We start from the raw sequence: 16,528 nt of genomic DNA, 5'->3' as shown, positions 1-16,528 counted from the left end.
CGTTTACGGAGGGAGAGAGATTAAATGAAATAACGCTATTATGCCCAATATTTATCAATTTCCGCACGGATTGCTTCAGCGGTCGCTTTACCTTTTTCGCCCACTAATGCACGGCCGGCAATAAAGGCTTTGGCATTTGTTACTTCTTTGAAAAGGTGGATATCTTCAGGCACGATACCGCCTGTAATCGATAATTCTAAACCTTTTGCAGAAAGTTGTTTCATCAGCTCAATATCTTCTGCTGTCCAGCCTTTACCTGCTAATTCCGCATCACGCGAACGGTGGTAAATGGCTTGTTTTACGCCTAAATCAACCCATTCTTGTGCATCTTTTTCAACAGTCCAGTTGCCGTAGATTTCGATTTGAATTTCTTTTTTCACTTTTAATTCAGGGTGAGCCGCATTAAATTCATCAGCCACTTTTTTACATGCTGCTTTGGTTGCAGGGTGTGCAGCCGCTGAAACGGTAAGCCAGTCCGCCCCTGCTTCAAATGCCATTTTGGCAAGGATTGCACCACCATCGGTGGTTTTTAGATCGCAGACGATAATGTGATTTGGGTGTAATGCTCGAAGCGTTGAAACCGCTTTCATGCCTTCTGCACAAGCTAGGATTGTGCCACATTCGATAATATCGACAACGGCTTCAGCTTGTTTAGCATCTGCCACCGCTTTTTCTAAACTTAAAGAATCAAGGGCAATTTGGAGAAGTGGTTTTGACATATTGTTTTCCTTTTAAAGATGAAAATTTGCAAAAAGTACTGTTTTCTTAACCGCTTGTATGAATTAACCGTTTAATGCGGCATCAATCACGGCATAGACATCTTCTGCGGTTTTGCAGCAGCGGATTTTATCTAAATCAACACCTGTGTCGCTATCCGGATCATCAAGCACTTGGGTAATTTCAATTAAGCCTTGCATATGTTGATCTGAATCGCTGCCGGCAAGGGCAAGTAAAACATCAACAGGTTCATCTTCACCTTCAAAAACAACAGGTTGGGTTAGCGTAACAAGTGCAAAAGCGGTGCGATTTACGCCATCTTCAGGGCGAGCGTGTGGCATTGCTAAGCCTGGCGCTAGAATGATGTAAGGCCCCATTTCATTGATACATTCAATAATGCGATCATAATAGCGCGGTTCGACTGCGCCTGATTCAATTAAAGGGTTAATGGCAATTTTGATGGCTTCTTGCCAAGTGCTTGCTGATTGGTTGAGTTTGATTGAGTTATTTTCAATTAAAGATTGTTTTAAATTCATTGTGAGTTTCCTCTAGTTTGCCCTCTCACAGCCTTCTAAAGAAAAACGTGAGAGAGCAAGCGGTTAATTTTTAGAATTATTTTGCATTATGTTTGTTAATTAACTCAATGAGTTCGTCTCCGAATGAGTTAGGGTTTAACATATTTTTCACACCTAGGAATGCTTTGCCTTCCGGCACTTCAATTTCAGCAGCTAAGTGTTGAGATGAAACGATAATGTCGATTTCATTTAATTTGCCTTTGTAGTCCGTTACCGCACAAGAGTCCATAATGTTTGGAATACCACGTTTATCTAGGTAGCCTTTGATCTTCATTTTCATCATCATTGATGAACCTTGACCTGAGCCACATACCGCTAAGATACGCACCGGTGTTGCATCACTTTGCGTTGTTGTTTCTTCAACTTTGGTTTCTTGTTTGGTTTCAACTTCATCTAAGCCGTAACCGTCTAGTTGTTCAAGAGTTAAACCTTTTGCGGCTGCTTCTGCTTCTTCAGCACGTAAGGTGCGAGAGGCGAAGAACATATAAACCATCGCTAAAGCAACAATGATGAAGAAGAAGCCTGGTACGCTAATGATACCTTGTAGGATTGGAGGGAAGAATAATGCCCAGTCAGCCATACCCATCCAACCGTTGAAGGTTGTACCTTGGCTTGCTAACATTTGGATTACCCACGCAGAACCTAACACTTCGATGATACCCATCACGAAACAGATTTTCATCACGGCTTTCCAACCACCGAATTGGTTAGCGAATACACCGATTGTTGCGTTAGAGAAGAACATTGGGATAAAGCCCGGGATAATTAAAATCGGTGAGCTAAAGCCTAATAAGATACCTACCGCCACGAATTGACCGATTGCACCCCACATAAAACCGAATACCATCGCATTTGGTGAGAAGGCATAGATTGCCGCACAGTCGATTGCAAGTACTGAGTTTGGAATCACACGTTCAGAGATACCTTTAAACGCTTCAGAAAGCTCTGCCACGAACATACGTACACCGGTTACGATGATTTGAATGGCTACCGCAAATTTCAAGCCCATTTCAAGAATGTACATAAACCAGTGGGTTTTACCTGCCATTTGTTGCAAGTTATCTAAACCGAATGAAAGTAAGATGATACCGAAGAAGATTGTCATCACTAATGCAGTTGCAGAGATACTGTCGTGGAAGATATGTAACCATTTTGGTAGGTTCATATGATCAACAGAGTCATCTTTGTTACCGAGTTTCGGTGCAAGTTTTACTGCAATCCAAGACGCGATTTGTTGTTGGTGACCGATAGAGAAACCTGCACCGCCGGTCACCGCTTGTGTCGGTTTATACATAATGTTAGAAGAGATACCCCAGTAGAGTGCCATTAACACAGAAGTATAGATAATGGTTTCCCACATAGAAGCACCGATGATCATATAGAACACGGCAACAAGACCTGCTTGTTGGAACATAATATGACCAGTGAGCATAATGGTACGAATACCCGTGAAGCGTCTAAATACTACGAGTAAAACATTTAAAAGTAATGCACCGATTACCGCATAACCAACCCAAGCATAGTTATCTGCCATGGTTTGAATGGTGGCTTGCATACTGGTGTAAGGGTCGATGACCGCACCTGTTAGGTTATGGAATTTAGATAAACCTTCGATAACAGGTTTGAAGTTGGTTACAAGGAAACCCGAACCCGCTTGTACAATCATAAAACCAACGATGGTTTTGATTGTGCCTTTAATCACGGTGGTGGTGTCTTTTTTCAGAAGAATGTAACCCAAGCAGGCTACGATACCAAGTAAGAATGGTGCTTTATTTAACACCTGATCTTTTAAAAAGAGCAGAATATCTGTAAGTATTTCCATAAGAGTACCTCTTATATATTTTTGAAAAATGTAATCAACAGCAAAGTTGAATATTTGTATCGATAAAAATCGCTATCCGACCGAATAATAATCGCTCTTTTTTGAAGGGAAAAGATTATTTTTGATTATTTGTGAGGTTGATCACATTTTATTTTTATTTCATTTCCTGAAAAAATATAGAGAGGCTAAATAGGGTTTTTTTAAATAAAATAAAGGTATATAGCTTAATTAAAATGAGACCTAGATCACAAAATCAACAAAAACTATTTTACAAAAAAATATGATTATTTATGATTGTATTTGATTGAATTATGGTTTCTCCTAAAAACAATGAGGTAGGTACATATTATGGCTAAAGTTAATGAAATTACTCGTGAAAGCTGGATTTTATCAACATTCCCAGAATGGGGAACATGGTTAAACGAAGAGATTGAAAACGAAGTTGTACCGGAAGGTAACTTTGCAATGTGGTGGCTTGGTTGTGTAGGTGTATGGATTAAAACCCCAGCAGGTGCAAACATTTGTATGGACTTATGGTGCGGTCGAGGTAAAAGCACGAAGAAAGTCAAAGATATGGTGCGTGGTCACCAAATGGCAAATATGGCAGGTGTTCGCAAGTTACAACCAAACCTTCGTGCGCAACCAATGGTGTTAGATCCATTTGCAATCAATGAAGTAGATTTCATTTTGGCTTCTCACTACCATAGTGACCACATTGATGTGAATGTGGCGGCAGCGATTGTAAATAATCCAAAATTAGATCACGTGAAATTTGTTGGCCCGTGGCACTGTGCAGAACTTTGGAAAAAATGGGGCGTGCCGGAAGAGCGTATCATCATTGTAAAACCGGGCGATGTGGTGAAATTAAAAGACGTTGAAATTCATGCCTTAGACTCATTTGACCGTACCTGTTTAGTTACCTTACCGGTGGAAGGCGCAGAAGAACAAGGCGGAGAATTAGCCGGTCTTTGCCCGTCTGATGAAGAAATGGGTCGTAAAGCAGTGAACTATGTGTTCAAAACCCCTGGCGGTAACATTTATCACGGTGCAGACTCTCACTACTCAATTCAGTTTGCGAAACATGGTAAACAATTTGACATTGATGTGGCATTAAACAATTATGGTGAGAACCCAGTCGGTATTGCCGATAAAATGACTTCTGTGGATTTACTACGTATGGCAGAATGTTTACGTTGTAAAGTGATTATTCCAGTTCATCATGACATCTGGACAAACTTTATGGCAAGTACGCAAGAAATTATTGAATTATGGCGTATGCGTAAAGATCGCTTACAATACAAATTCCATCCATTTATTTGGGAAGTGGGCGGAAAATATGTTTATCCACAAGATAAAGACTTAATTGAATATCATCACCCACGCGGTTTTGATGATTGCTTCGAGCAAGAACCAAATATTCAATTCAAATCAATGCTGTAAACGATGAACGGCACAAGATAGTGCTTGTGCCGTTCATCGCTATAGATAAACAGTTCATTGAATTGAATTAAATTTCATAAGGAACTGCAATGAACGAAACGTATCGACACAAACAATTACTCTCGGTGTTAGAAGAAAAACAGATTCTTTCAACTTCGGAAATTATTGAATTATTGGGGATTTCGCCTGCAACGGCTCGTCGCGATATTAATAAATTAAATAAGCAAGGGAAACTACGGAAAGTTCGTAATGGTGCTGAAGCTATGAGCTATGATTTTACTCTAGCTGCAGATAAAAAAATTAACAATATTGATGAAAAGCAACGAATTGCAGAAATTGCAAGCCAATTTTGTAATGATGGTGAAAGCGTAATTTTAACAGCAGGTTCAACAATGCAAATGTTAGGTAAAGTGCTTTGTGGAAGACCGTTGCAAATTATTACAAATTTTCTACCGCTTGCTAATGATCTTATTGACCATCAACATGATAATGTAGTGATTATGGGAGGGCAATATAATAAAAATAAGTGTGTAACTCTCTCATTAAGCAATCAAAAAGAATGTACCTATTTTGCAGACGTGATGTTTACCAGTGGAAAGGGGTTTACGAGCGAGGGATTATATAAAACAGATATGATAATTGCTAACTCAGAACAGCCGTTGGCAAAAAAAGCGAATAAACTTATTGCATTAGTAGATAGCTCGAAGTTAGGTAAACAGGTAGGAATGCTATTCAGTGAGATAGCTGAAATAGATCTTTTGATTACAGGGCAAGAAGCCGATCCAAATATTATTAAGCAGTTAAGAGAAAAAGGGTTAAAAGTGATTTTAGCTTAACTAAATCGCTTTAAGGGGATTAAAAATGAGAAAGCATAAATTAGGTATTTATGAAAAAGCCTTGCCAAAAAATATCAGTTGGCAAGATAGACTCTCTATCGCTAAAACCTGTGATTTTGACTTTGTAGAAATGTCAGTTGATGAAACAGATGAGCGCTTAGCGCGTCTTGATTGGACTAAAGAAGAACGAATGGATTTAGTTAAAGCCATAATTAATACGGGAGTAACTATTCCATCAATGTGTCTATCTGGGCATCGCCGTTTCCCGTTTGGCAGCAGAGATAAAGCGACTCGCCAAAAAGCCTATGAAATTATGGAAAAGGCTATTCAATTAGCAGTGGATCTTGGGATTAGGACAATTCAACTTGCAGGCTATGATGTTTATTATGAAGAACAGGATGAGGGTACTATTCAGCGCTTCCAAGAGGGTTTGAAGTGGGCGGTTGAGTTAGCGGCAAGTAATCAAGTGACTATTGCTGTTGAAATTATGGATACCCAATTTATGAGTTCGATTTCTCGTTGGAAAAAATTGGATGAGATCATCAAGTCGCCGTGGTTTACTGTTTATCCTGATTTAGGCAATCTCTCTGCGTGGAATGACAATGTCGCCGAAGAGCTTAAACTCGGTATCGATAAGATCTCGGCTATTCACTTAAAAGATACTTATAAAGTTACTGAAACCTGTAAAGGTCAATTCCGTGATGTACCATTTGGAAGTGGTTGTGTAGATTTTGTTGGTTGCTTTAAAACTCTTGCAGAATTGAATTATCGAGGTGCATTTTTAATAGAAATGTGGACTGAAAAATCTGAAGATCCTGTAGCAGAGATCATCAATGCTCGTCGCTGGATTGAACAAAAGATGGAAGAAGGAGGATTTGAGCTATGAACCAAATTGAATTAACACCGGTATTACAAGCATTAAGAGAGCGTGTTTTAAAGGCTAACTTAGATTTACCAAAGTATAAATTAGTCACTTTTACTTGGGGTAACGTGAGTGAAATCGACCGCGAAACGGGATTAGTCGCCATCAAGCCATCAGGCGTGGAATATGATGCGATGACCGTTGAAGATATTGTGATTGTCGATCTGCAAGGCAACCGTGTGTATGGTAGCAAAAAACCTTCTTCAGATACCGCAACCCACTTAGAGCTTTATCGCCAATTCCCTGAAATTGGGGGGATTGTACATACACATTCTCGCCATGCAACCGCTTGGGCACAAGCAGGGGAAGATATTTTGGCACTTGGCACCACTCAAGGCGATTACTTCTACGGCTCCGTCCCTTGTACACGCCGTATGACCCCGGAAGAAATTGCAGGCGAATATGAACTCGAAACCGGTAAAGTGATTGTCGAAACATTCCGTAAACGTGGCATTGAACCTTCTATGGTGCCGGGTGTACTGGTTCACTCCCACGGGCCTTTCACTTGGGGTAAAGACGGGCACGATGCGGTGCATAATTCTGTGGTATTAGAAGAAGTGGCGTATATGAATTTTGTCAGCCATCAAATCCGCCCGAATATCGGTTCAATGCAACAAGAGTTGCTCGATAAGCATTACTTACGTAAACACGGCAAAAATGCCTACTACGGACAATAATTTTCCAGTTTATATAGCAGTTGTACAAGATATACGTAGGGACGCCACGCTGGCGTCCGTTTCAGAGCATCCTAACAAAAATATATTATTGACAGTATGACTGTCGCTTTGTAGATGTGGAATTGCTTACTTATGCTATATTTATGACGGACGCCAGCGTGGCGTCCCTTCTATGCTATTTTACCAAATTAATAATAGTGCATTTGCTACGTAATACCGTAATTTCCTTTGTTGTGTGTGAAGTAAAGCGGTCTGAATTTGTAAATTATTTGCAAAATCAGACCGCTTTTGCTGTTATATTAGTGCTTTATATTGAAAAGGAACTAGTCAATCTTTTTATAATTCCTTAATTTGTAGGTACTTAGCCATGATATAAATTCTTCATTGGTACGAGTAACATTCAAGCGTAAATATGTAGAAAAATCCGAATGTTGAGAAAATAAATATCCTGGTGCCAATAGGAATTCTTCTTTACTTGCTTCTATCGCCATTTGAGTAGTATCTAAATGAGTATTGATCCATAAAAATATACCAATATTACAATCTTTGGGGTATTCAAGACCTATTTTTTCTAGTTCTTTTTTTAACTTTTCATGTTTTCTAGTTAATTTAATTTTCATCTCATCAATATGTTTTTTATAACTTGGATGTAACCATATTTTATGGATTGCTCTTTCTGTTAATTCTGTACTGGTCATATTAGATAACATCTTCTGTCTTAATATTTTTTCAAGAAAGTTATTTGGAGTACATAAAAAGCCAACTCGCCAATTTGCACCAAGCACTTTAGATACACCAGTTGTATAAAATACTCGTTCTAATTGATCTAAAGAGGCATATCGTAGCGTTTTTCTAGGTTCTTCAAGATGGCTGTAAATATCATCCTCTAATAAATAAGCATCATATTTATGAAGTAGATTTAATACTTTATACATAACAGAAGGAGAAATATTATAGGAGGTTGGATTATTTAATGTGCTGTTAGTTATATAGAGCTTAGGATTATACTCTTTCAATATATTCTCAAATTTTTCAATATCAGGACCATTTGAATCTCTAGGTACGCTTAATACTTTTAAATTTAATTGGTGTAAACAGCCAAGTAGCCAAAACCAGCTAGGATCATCAACAATAACATAATCATTTTCTTTAACTAAGGCTCTTAGTACCGTTTGAATCGCAGAGGATACCCCAGGCATTGTAATTATTGTACTCGGATTTACTTTAATGCCTAGTTCATCTAGTTGTTTTGAAAATAATTCTCTTAGTGGTTGATAACCTTGAATATGTCCATAGGAGTATATAAATTCGGATGCTTCTTTTGCAGATTTTCTAATGGCATTTGAAATAATTTCTGAATCTAATAGCCATTCATCAGGCAATAATCCACTTCCAGGAGCCTTATTCTTTGGTAGTTCACTAAATAAATGGCTCATTAACCACCCTGTATCTAATACATTATTTATAAGGGATGGCGCTAAATTAATTTCATCAGAAATATCAACTTTTTCACAGACAAAAAAGCCAGAACCACTTAATGATTTGATATACCCCATAGATACGAGTAAATCGTAACCTTGAGCTACTGAAAAAGTTGATATGTTCAGTTTTAGTGCTAATTGTCGAATTGATGGAATTTTATGTCTAGGTAAATAAATATTTCTTTCAATCTTATCAATAACCCAATCACAAACTTCTTGAACTCTCGTTTTTTTCTTCAAATTTTACTCCTCACTAAAAGTGTATAGAAAATCTATCTGCACAGTTATTTTTTATATGTACAGATTGTATAGGTAGTGTATTGGTATTTTTTAGTATAGTAAATATGCTTTACAACATCTTATAGGAGAAAAAAATGTATAAATTAGAAAAGTATATGGGTAATACACCATTAGTGAAGGTTCAAAATATATTGGGAGATGGCTACGCTAATGTTTATGTGAAACTAGAAGAGTTTAATCCTGCAGGTAGTATAAAATCACGTGTAGCTAATCAAATGATTGTTGATGCTGAAGAGCAAGGAAAGTTAAAGAAAGGAATGTATTTACTAGAAGCTACTGGTGGGAATACAGGAATGGGATTAGCATTTATTTCAGCTATAAGAGGGTATAATTTGACTTTAGTTATACCTGATAATTTTAGCAAAGAAAAAATTAATGTATTGAAACAGTATGGTGCTCAAATAATTTTATCTGATCATACAACGGGGGTTGGTTCTCATATTCGCTTAGCTAATAAATTATTAGAAGAAAATAAAGAATATTATCATTTAGATCAATTTCATAATTTATCAAATCCTAAAGCACATTATTTAGGAACAGGGGAAGAACTATTATCTCAGTTGAATGGAAATATTCAATGCTTTGTTGCTGGTATAGGTAGCGGTGGAACCATAGGAGGAGTTAGTAAAAGATTAAGAGAGTTTGATCCAAATATATCGATCTATGGGGTTCAGCCTGAGGGATGTGATTATATTCATAATAAAACGATTCCCCATAAAATCGAGGCTATTAGTGTAGGAATTGAATCAGTATTTTTTGATAAATGTATGTTAAACGGCATGTTATCTGTGAAATATTCAGAAGTTTTAGAGCTAATAAATTGGTTAGCAAAAAATCAAGGTATATTTGTAGGGTTATCTTCAGGAGCCAATATTTTGGCTGCGATGAAGCTAGCTACAAAATATCCTAATACTTGTAATATTGTTACTGTAGCACCGGATAGTGGTAAGAGTTACCTTCCACATTTTAGCTAATAGGAGACATTATGAAAAACCTTCAACAGGAACTAGATTCTATTTTGACTGAGATTCTTAATAAAATCACAGATAATGCCTTTATAAAGGTACTATCTAATGCATTAGATAGAGAAAAATTATTAAAAGATATTCTAGGTGATTTATTAGCTTTTGCACAGAAGGATCCTGCTGCCAAAGGAAAACCGAGAAATATCTTATATGGTTATACATCATATAAAGCTATTTTATATTATAGAATTGCCCATTCTATTTTATTGATAAATACGGATGATTTTTCTTTTAATGAGAAGAAATATCAATATGCATTGATGTTATCTGCTAAAGGAAAGCTTCTTTCAGGTGCTGAAATAAATCCTTTTGCAAAAATTGGCGCAAGATTTGTATTAGATCATGGTATAGGGACTGTTATAGGAGAAACAGCGGAAATCGGCGATGATAATTATATTTTAGGAGGGGTAATTCTTGGGGCTAGAGGTATATCAGGAAACCCTAAAGAAGCTAGACACCCAAAACTGGGAAATAATGTACAAATAGGATCTTTTGCTAAATTATTCGGCCCTATAAATATAGGTGATAATGTATTTATTGGTGCTAATTGTATGGTAACTGAAGATATTCCTGCTAACCATTCTGTATTACTAAAATCGGAAAATCAAATTATACGGAGTTAAAATGAATCGCTATCTATTATTTGTATTATTATCTATTTGTTGCTTAGCTTTAGGCGGTATATTTGTTAAATTAAGTCAATTTCCAGCAATAACAACAGGAATGTATAGGGTTTTATTTTCATTACCAATATTCTTTTTATTAACAAAAGTGAATAAATATGAATATGTTATGAATAGTAAAGAAAAAATGATAGCAATCTGCGCAGGTGTGTTTCTTGCTCTAGATCTCATTTTATGGAATATCTCTTTCTCATATACTACGGTAGCAAATGCGAATTTATTAGCTAATCTTGTCCCATTTACTGTTATTCCAATTTCATATTTTATCTACAAAGAAAAAATCTCAAGGGAATTTATTTTAGGTGGAGGTATAATTTTTATTGGCATTATTGTATTGATGGGTGGAAAAGTAAATCCTACTTTAAATAATTTTAAAGGAGATGGGCTAGCTATATTAACATCTATATTTTATGGTTTATTTATTGCAACAGTATATAAATTAAGAACCAAGGTATCAACTATTCAGCTTATGAGTTATGCTAGCATAGGATGTTTAATTATACTCTTGCCCGTATCACTGATCCTAGAAGGAATATATATACCTTATACATTTAAAGATTTCTATCCTTTAATTGGGTTGGCATTACTATCTCAAATTTTAGGACAAGGTGGTTTGAGTTATTGCTTAGGTAAAATCAAAGCAAGTTATGCTTCTTTACTTGTTCTAACTCAACCTGTAATTTCAGCACTTTATGCCTATTTTATTTTTAACGAAAATTTATCGTTTAAAGAAATCTTAGGAATGTTTATTATTCTTGTAGGGTTATATATTGCAAATAAAAAGAAATGATGCCCTTTGTTGTGTGTGAAGTAAAGCGGTCTGAATTTGTAAATTATTTGCAAAATCAGACCGCTTCATTTTTGGTGGGTTTATATAACAAAACCCCAGCTTTTACACTAGGGTTTTGAGTTTTAGATTAAAGAATATCTAATAATTCAACTTCAAAAATTAAAGTTGCAAATGGAGGGATTGAAGCGCCTGCGCCACGTTCGCCATAAGCTAATTCGTGTGGAATGGTTAAGCGCCATTTTGAACCTACCGGCATCATTTGTAATGCTTCTGTCCAACCTTTAATAACGCCACCTACCGGGAATTCTGCCGGAGTACCACGTTTTACAGAGCTGTCAAAGACTGTGCCGTCAATTAAAGAACCTGTGTAATGAACACGTACTTTGCTGTCTGCGGTTGGTTTTGCACCGGTGCCTTCGGTTAAAACTTCGTATTGTAAGCCGCTATCGGTTACTTTCACGCCTGCTGCTTTTTGGTTTTCTGCTAAGAATGCTTTGTTCTCTTCTTCAATTGCTTTGAACGCTGCCGCTTGTGCTTCTTCTGCACGCTGACCTAACTCTTGTAATGCTTTGGTTACTTCGTTTAAATCCACTGCCGGTGGGTTTTGGTTTAATACATCATAAATACCACGTGCTACCGCTTCGGCATCAACGTCCATACCGCTGCTTAAAAGTTGCTGACCAATTTGTAAACCGATACCGTAACCACCTTTTGCTTCTACGCTATCGAATGAAACTGAGTTGAAATCTAAAGCCATTATTGTTTTCCTTTTGTTTATATAAAGACGGCATAGTTATGGGGGAGAATTTTGTAAAATCAACCCATAATATGAAAAAAGCGGCTCATTTTTACAATTTCTTGTAGAAAATTCACCGCTTGTTGAGGTCTTATTGAGGGATTGTTTATGCTTAGAATGTTAAGTAAGGCGTAATTTTTTCAATTGTTGCATCGCCGATACCTGAAATGTTTGATAATTCTGATGCACTTTTGATTTTGCCTACTTTATTACGGTATTCAACAATCGCTTTCGCTTTTGCTTCACCAATACCGCTTAAACTTTGTAATGTTGCTGCATCTGCAGTATTCACATTCACTTTTGATGATGCTTTTACTTTCGTTGCTACGCTTGTTGCTTTCTCTGTTGCTGCCGCTTTAGCTGAAGTTGCTTTTTCTGTTACAGCTGTTTTCGCAGAGGTTGCTTTTTCAGTTGCGGTTGTTTTTGCTGAATTTAATGTATCACGAGCCGTTGTTGCAGTTGTTTTTGCCGAAGTGACTTTTTCTGTCACATTACTTTTTGCATTTGTTAATGCGCTTGTTGCTGATGATTTTGTATTGCTTACAGCAGATGAAGCGGTGGTTTTTGCATTCGTTACAGCAGATGCCGCAGACTCTTTAACCGCATTTACTTGGCTGGTTGCTGCACTTTTTGCGGTATCTTTTAACGAAGTTAATGGGTTAGTCGTATCTGCAAATGAAGTTGCTGATACAGTCATTGCAACGCCTAATGCTAATAATGTTTTTAATGCTTTCATTTAAAATCCTTATAGGGGTAATTTAGAGGTTAATCATGATGAAAAAAACTGTAAAATAAGACTGGTTAGCAAAGAGTAAGTTCATTATTTTTAATGAAGTTGATTTGAGTGATTATTTAATAAACAAGAGCAGAAAAATGAAAACCTTTGATCATCAAACTGAAAACGATATTTTACGTGTTGTTCAACAAGAAGTTGTGCCGGCATTGGGTTGTACAGAACCGATTTCACTTGCCCTCGCTTCAGCAACGGCACGTCACTATTTAGGGCAATTGCCTGAACGTATTGAGGCGAAAGTTTCGCCGAATTTAATGAAAAATGGCATGGGGGTAACTGTTCCCAACACCGGCACAGTCGGTTTAACCATGGCGGCAGCCATCGGTGCGATTGGCGGTGATCCCACAGCCGGTTTGGAAGTGCTAAAAAATATCAGTGCCGAGCAGGTTGTGCTTGCTAAACAGATGATGAGCGAACAGAAAGTCAATGTTGCGATTTTCGATACCGAACATATTTTGTATTCAGAAGCCACGTTATTCGCTGCTGATCAACAAGTTACCGTGCGAATTGCAGCGCATCATACAAACGTGATTTATATTGAGAAAAACGGCGAGGTCATTTTCTCCGTACCTTGTTTGGTGGAAAGTGAAAATGCCAATAGCGTTTTTGCACATTTAACGGCAAAAGATATTTATGACTTCTCATTAAGTGTGGAGCTAGACAAAATCCGTTTTATTCAAGAAGCCGCTAAGCTTAATTCGGCGCTTTCACAGGAAGGATTACGCACCGATTACGGTTTACATATCGGCAGAACGTTACAAAAACAGATTGGTAAAGGTCTGATTAGCGATGATTTGCTTAACCGCATTGTGATTGAAACGACTGCGGCGAGTGATGCTCGAATGGGCGGGGCAAATTTACCGGCAATGAGTAATTCAGGCTCGGGCAACCAAGGCATTACGGCAACCATGCCGGTTGTGGTTGTGGCTCGTCATTTGCAAGCCAGTGAAGAACAACAAATTCGCGCATTATTCCTTTCACATTTAATGGCGATTTATATTCACAGCAAATTACCAAAACTTTCCGCACTCTGTGCCGTAACGACAGCCGCCATGGGCAGTTGTGCCGGCGTAGCGTGGTTGCTTACCGGCAAATTTGAGGCGATCAGTATGGCAATCAGCAGTATGATTGGCGATATTAGCGGCATTATTTGCGATGGAGCGGCAAACAGCTGTGCGATGAAAGTTTCTACCAGCGTAAGTTCAAGCTATAAATCGATTTTAATGGCACTTGATGATACTCAAGTTACCGGCAACGAAGGGATTGTCGAACACCAAATTGACCGCTCAATCAATAATCTCTGTGCGATTGCCTCAAGAAGTATGCAATATACCGACCGCCAGGTGATTGAGATAATGGTCAGTAAGCCGAAGGGCGTTTAAGGTGCAAGCGGTATTATGTTGTAAACTCACAAATCTTTAATTTCGTAAAGGATAAGTAGGGACGCTACGCTGGCGTCCCTATATATTTCTACTATGTTATTCAAATTTCAAAAGATGTACAATTTAATATGGGAATTGTTTTTCAGAGAACGGTTGTACCTTTTTTTAGCTTGTTACTCTTGCATTTTCGTTAAAAGAATTTATATTAGCGAACAACTGTACACTAAAAAATATTATCTATGAAATCTGATCTTCATCTTATCTCTCGCTTTCGCGAGCAAGCAAAAAAATTAGCCCATACTACGGCATTACGCCATAAAGAAAATGGCAAATGGGTAGATATTTCTTGGCAATCCTTCCAAAGTCAAGTTGATAAACTTTCTCAAGCATTGTTAGCTTATGGCGTGAATGTGCAAGATCGTGTGGCGATATTTGCTCAAAATATGCCAAATTGGACCATTACAGATCTAGCTGTATTACAAATTCGTGCGATTACCGTGCCGATTTATGCAACGAACAACGCAAATCAAACCGCTTATGTTCTAAATCACTCCGAAGCAAAAATCATCTTTGTTGGCGATCAAGAACAGTTAGACGTAGTGTTAAGCATTGCAGAAAATTGTCCGCATTTAGAGAAAATTGTGCTAATGAAGCCCAATTTATCCGCAGATAACCCACGAGTAATTTCTTGGGACGATTTACAAGCGGTTAAAAATACGGATTTTTCTGCTATTTTGGCGGAACGTTTGGCAGAGCGTTCATTATCAGATTTATTCACAATTCTTTATACTTCAGGCACCACCGGCGAACCGAAAGGCGTTATGCTGGATTTTGCCAATATTGCCCATCAGCTGACTGCACACGATTTGGCTTTACCTCATATTGATGAAAAAGACAGCACTCTTTCATTTTTACCGTTCTCGCATATTTTTGAGCGTGCGTGGGTTGCCTACATGTTACATCGCGGTGCAACGATATGTTATTTAGAAAATACCAATGAAGTGCGCCAAGCACTCATAGAACTAAAACCGAGCTTAATGTGTGCCGTGCCTCGTTTATACGAAAAAATGTACACCGCTATTTGGGATAAAGTAAACCAAGCACCACTTCATCGTAGAGCACTGTTTCATTGGGCAATTCGTACGGCACAAAAAGGTCGAAAAGGCCTCGCTTTCAAATTAGCCGATAAACTGGTGCTAAGCAAATTGCGAGCATTGTTGGGCGGTAATATCCGAATGATGCCTTGTGGTGGCGCAAAATTAGAACCCGCCATTGGTGCATTTTTCCAAGCGATTGGCATTAACATCAAGCTAGGTTATGGTATGACAGAAACTACCGCAACCGTATCGTGCTGGGAGGCGGACGGCTTTAATGTTAAATCCATCGGTAAATTGATGCCAAATGCGGAAGTGCGTATTGGCGAGAATAATGAAATTCTCGTGCGTGGCGGCATGGTTATGCGTGGTTATTACAAAAAGCCAGAGGAAACGGCTTCCGCATTTACCGAAGATGGCTTTTTGAAAACAGGCGATGCTGGTGAGTTTGATGTAGAGGGAAATCTTTATATTACGGATCGCATAAAAGAGTTGATGAAAACCTCTAACGGCAAATATATTGCTCCGCAATATATTGAAGGCACGCTGGGGAAAGATAAATTTATCGAGCAAATCGCCGTGATTGCCGATGCGAAAAAATATGTCTCTGCGTTGATCGTCCCGTGTTTTGATAGCCTTGAAGCCTACGCGAAACAGCTGAATATCAAATACCAAGATCGTTTGGAGCTGATTAAACACTCAGAAATTCTGCAGATGTTTGAAAAGCGTATTGAAAATTTACAGAAAGAACTGGCACATTTTGAGCAAGTGAAGAAATTTACCCTCTTGCCACAGGCATTCAGCACGAAGTTTGAGGAAATTACCCCAACCCTGAAACTCCGCCGTAAAGTGATTATGGAACGCTATCATCACTATATTGAAGCGATGTATCAGGGGAGTGAGAAGAAATAATCTTCATAAAAACAGACAAGCGGTTGAGTTTGCAAGGTTTTTTGCAGATTTGGCCGCTTGTGGTTTATTGAGTGATAGTGCTCGTCTGCTGCGAGTGCAATCGAAGTATTCTAATAGTTATTTCTATCACTTTTGAATTCATAAAGATACTTATAATACTTAAAAACATCATAAGATTTATCAAATAGTTTATTTGATGTTTTATATATGGAATATAATGGGAGAAAAAGAATTATAAAGAATATGGATATTCCTATAATATCTAACCCTTTATCTAAACCAT

At 37.8% G+C, this 16,528-nt stretch carries 15 protein-coding genes; 9 read left to right on the top strand and 6 right to left on the bottom strand.

Annotation, left to right across the window (positions count from 1 at the left end):
* Positions 1-38: 38 nt before the first annotated feature.
* From DDU33_RS02360 to DDU33_RS02350, 3 genes are all read right to left on the bottom strand, one after another.
* On the bottom strand, positions 39-719 hold the full coding sequence (locus DDU33_RS02360) for a 3-keto-L-gulonate-6-phosphate decarboxylase UlaD (protein ID WP_005820872.1): 681 nt from the start codon (positions 717-719) through the stop codon (positions 39-41).
* A gap of 63 nt (positions 720-782) precedes the next feature.
* A complete protein-coding gene (locus tag DDU33_RS02355; RefSeq protein ID WP_108922894.1) occupies positions 783-1,253 on the bottom strand; it encodes a PTS sugar transporter subunit IIA in 471 nt (156 codons plus the stop codon).
* 76 nt (positions 1,254-1,329) lie between these two features.
* Positions 1,330-3,114 carry a PTS ascorbate-specific subunit IIBC gene (locus tag DDU33_RS02350; protein WP_108922892.1) on the bottom strand — a complete coding sequence of 595 codons (1,785 nt, stop codon included), beginning with the start codon at positions 3,112-3,114 and terminating at the stop codon, positions 1,330-1,332.
* Between the two features lie 348 nt (positions 3,115-3,462).
* On the opposite strand from DDU33_RS02350, the gene ulaG reads away from it, so the two are divergent.
* The 4 genes from ulaG (at position 3,463) to araD (ending at position 6,989) form a co-directional block, all read left to right on the top strand.
* Entirely contained in the window at positions 3,463-4,554 is a 1,092-nt protein-coding gene (gene ulaG / locus DDU33_RS02345; protein WP_005820876.1) for an L-ascorbate 6-phosphate lactonase, read from the top strand.
* 89 nt (positions 4,555-4,643) lie between these two features.
* Positions 4,644-5,390 (top strand): HTH-type transcriptional regulator UlaR, encoded by a 747-nt coding sequence (ulaR, locus tag DDU33_RS02340; protein ID WP_005820878.1) that lies wholly within the window; start codon positions 4,644-4,646, stop codon positions 5,388-5,390.
* A gap of 25 nt (positions 5,391-5,415) precedes the next feature.
* The gene (locus tag DDU33_RS02335) at positions 5,416-6,276 is read left to right on the top strand and encodes an L-ribulose-5-phosphate 3-epimerase (protein ID WP_005820879.1); all 861 of its coding nucleotides are present in this window, start codon (positions 5,416-5,418) and stop codon (positions 6,274-6,276) included.
* Complete coding sequence (gene araD, locus DDU33_RS02330) at positions 6,273-6,989, top strand: L-ribulose-5-phosphate 4-epimerase (protein ID WP_108922890.1); 717 nt, start codon at positions 6,273-6,275, stop codon at positions 6,987-6,989. The genes DDU33_RS02335 and araD overlap by 4 nt, the downstream gene beginning before the upstream one ends.
* Before the next feature lie 323 nt (positions 6,990-7,312).
* Here araD and DDU33_RS02325 read toward each other — a convergent pair whose 3' ends face one another.
* Complete coding sequence (locus DDU33_RS02325; protein WP_108922888.1) at positions 7,313-8,710, bottom strand: aminotransferase-like domain-containing protein; 1,398 nt, start codon at positions 8,708-8,710, stop codon at positions 7,313-7,315.
* A 134-nt stretch (positions 8,711-8,844) separates the two neighbouring features.
* Here DDU33_RS02325 and DDU33_RS02320 point away from each other — a divergent pair, with 134 nt between their 5' ends.
* From DDU33_RS02320 to DDU33_RS02310, 3 genes are read left to right on the top strand one after another with little or no spacing between them, the layout of a single operon-like run.
* Entirely contained in the window at positions 8,845-9,744 is a 900-nt protein-coding gene (locus DDU33_RS02320) for a PLP-dependent cysteine synthase family protein (protein ID WP_005820885.1), read from the top strand.
* 11 nt (positions 9,745-9,755) lie between these two features.
* Entirely contained in the window at positions 9,756-10,418 is a 663-nt protein-coding gene (locus DDU33_RS02315) for a serine O-acetyltransferase (protein WP_108922886.1), read from the top strand.
* Between the two features lies 1 nt (position 10,419).
* A complete protein-coding gene (locus tag DDU33_RS02310; RefSeq protein ID WP_005820889.1) occupies positions 10,420-11,268 on the top strand; it encodes a DMT family transporter in 849 nt (282 codons plus the stop codon).
* 127 nt (positions 11,269-11,395) lie between these two features.
* On the opposite strand, the gene DDU33_RS02305 is transcribed toward DDU33_RS02310, so the two are convergent.
* Complete coding sequence (locus DDU33_RS02305; protein WP_005820891.1) at positions 11,396-12,025, bottom strand: BamJ family beta-barrel-assembly machinery protein; 630 nt, start codon at positions 12,023-12,025, stop codon at positions 11,396-11,398.
* Positions 12,026-12,176: 151 nt separating this feature from the next.
* Positions 12,177-12,800 carry a ComEA family DNA-binding protein gene (locus DDU33_RS02300; protein WP_108922884.1) on the bottom strand — a complete coding sequence of 208 codons (624 nt, stop codon included), beginning with the start codon at positions 12,798-12,800 and terminating at the stop codon, positions 12,177-12,179.
* 137 nt (positions 12,801-12,937) lie between these two features.
* Between DDU33_RS02300 and DDU33_RS02295 the strand changes: the two genes are divergently transcribed.
* Positions 12,938-14,239 carry an L-cysteine desulfidase family protein gene (locus tag DDU33_RS02295; RefSeq protein WP_108922882.1) on the top strand — a complete coding sequence of 434 codons (1,302 nt, stop codon included), beginning with the start codon at positions 12,938-12,940 and terminating at the stop codon, positions 14,237-14,239.
* Between the two features lie 239 nt (positions 14,240-14,478).
* Positions 14,479-16,245 (top strand): AMP-dependent synthetase/ligase, encoded by a 1,767-nt coding sequence (locus DDU33_RS02290; RefSeq protein WP_108922880.1) that lies wholly within the window; start codon positions 14,479-14,481, stop codon positions 16,243-16,245.
* Positions 16,246-16,528 lie beyond the last annotated feature (283 nt).

The organism is Actinobacillus porcitonsillarum, from assembly GCF_003101015.1.
Lineage (GTDB): Bacteria > Pseudomonadota > Gammaproteobacteria > Enterobacterales > Pasteurellaceae > Haemophilus_A > Haemophilus_A porcitonsillarum.
Note: the sequence above shows the minus strand (reverse complement) of the source record. Positions and strands in the feature narration are given on the sequence as shown.

Excerpts from the sequence above, each read along its gene's own strand:
- DDU33_RS02355 (WP_108922894.1), bottom strand. The coding sequence starts at position 1,253 with ATGAATTTAAAACAATCTTTAATTGAAAATAACTCAATCAAACTCAAC.
- DDU33_RS02315 (WP_108922886.1), top strand. The coding sequence starts at position 9,756 with ATGAAAAACCTTCAACAGGAACTAGATTCTATTTTGACTGAGATTCTT.
- araD (WP_108922890.1), top strand. The coding sequence starts at position 6,273 with ATGAACCAAATTGAATTAACACCGGTATTACAAGCATTAAGAGAGCGT.
- DDU33_RS02305 (WP_005820891.1), bottom strand. The coding sequence starts at position 12,025 with ATGGCTTTAGATTTCAACTCAGTTTCATTCGATAGCGTAGAAGCAAAA.
- DDU33_RS02335 (WP_005820879.1), top strand. The coding sequence starts at position 5,416 with ATGAGAAAGCATAAATTAGGTATTTATGAAAAAGCCTTGCCAAAAAAT.
- ulaR (WP_005820878.1), top strand. The coding sequence starts at position 4,644 with ATGAACGAAACGTATCGACACAAACAATTACTCTCGGTGTTAGAAGAA.
- DDU33_RS02360 (WP_005820872.1), bottom strand. The coding sequence starts at position 719 with ATGTCAAAACCACTTCTCCAAATTGCCCTTGATTCTTTAAGTTTAGAA.
- DDU33_RS02290 (WP_108922880.1), top strand. The coding sequence starts at position 14,479 with ATGAAATCTGATCTTCATCTTATCTCTCGCTTTCGCGAGCAAGCAAAA.
- DDU33_RS02350 (WP_108922892.1), bottom strand. The coding sequence starts at position 3,114 with ATGGAAATACTTACAGATATTCTGCTCTTTTTAAAAGATCAGGTGTTA.
- DDU33_RS02310 (WP_005820889.1), top strand. The coding sequence starts at position 10,420 with ATGAATCGCTATCTATTATTTGTATTATTATCTATTTGTTGCTTAGCT.
- DDU33_RS02320 (WP_005820885.1), top strand. The coding sequence starts at position 8,845 with ATGTATAAATTAGAAAAGTATATGGGTAATACACCATTAGTGAAGGTT.
- ulaG (WP_005820876.1), top strand. The coding sequence starts at position 3,463 with ATGGCTAAAGTTAATGAAATTACTCGTGAAAGCTGGATTTTATCAACA.
- DDU33_RS02300 (WP_108922884.1), bottom strand. The coding sequence starts at position 12,800 with ATGAAAGCATTAAAAACATTATTAGCATTAGGCGTTGCAATGACTGTA.
- DDU33_RS02295 (WP_108922882.1), top strand. The coding sequence starts at position 12,938 with ATGAAAACCTTTGATCATCAAACTGAAAACGATATTTTACGTGTTGTT.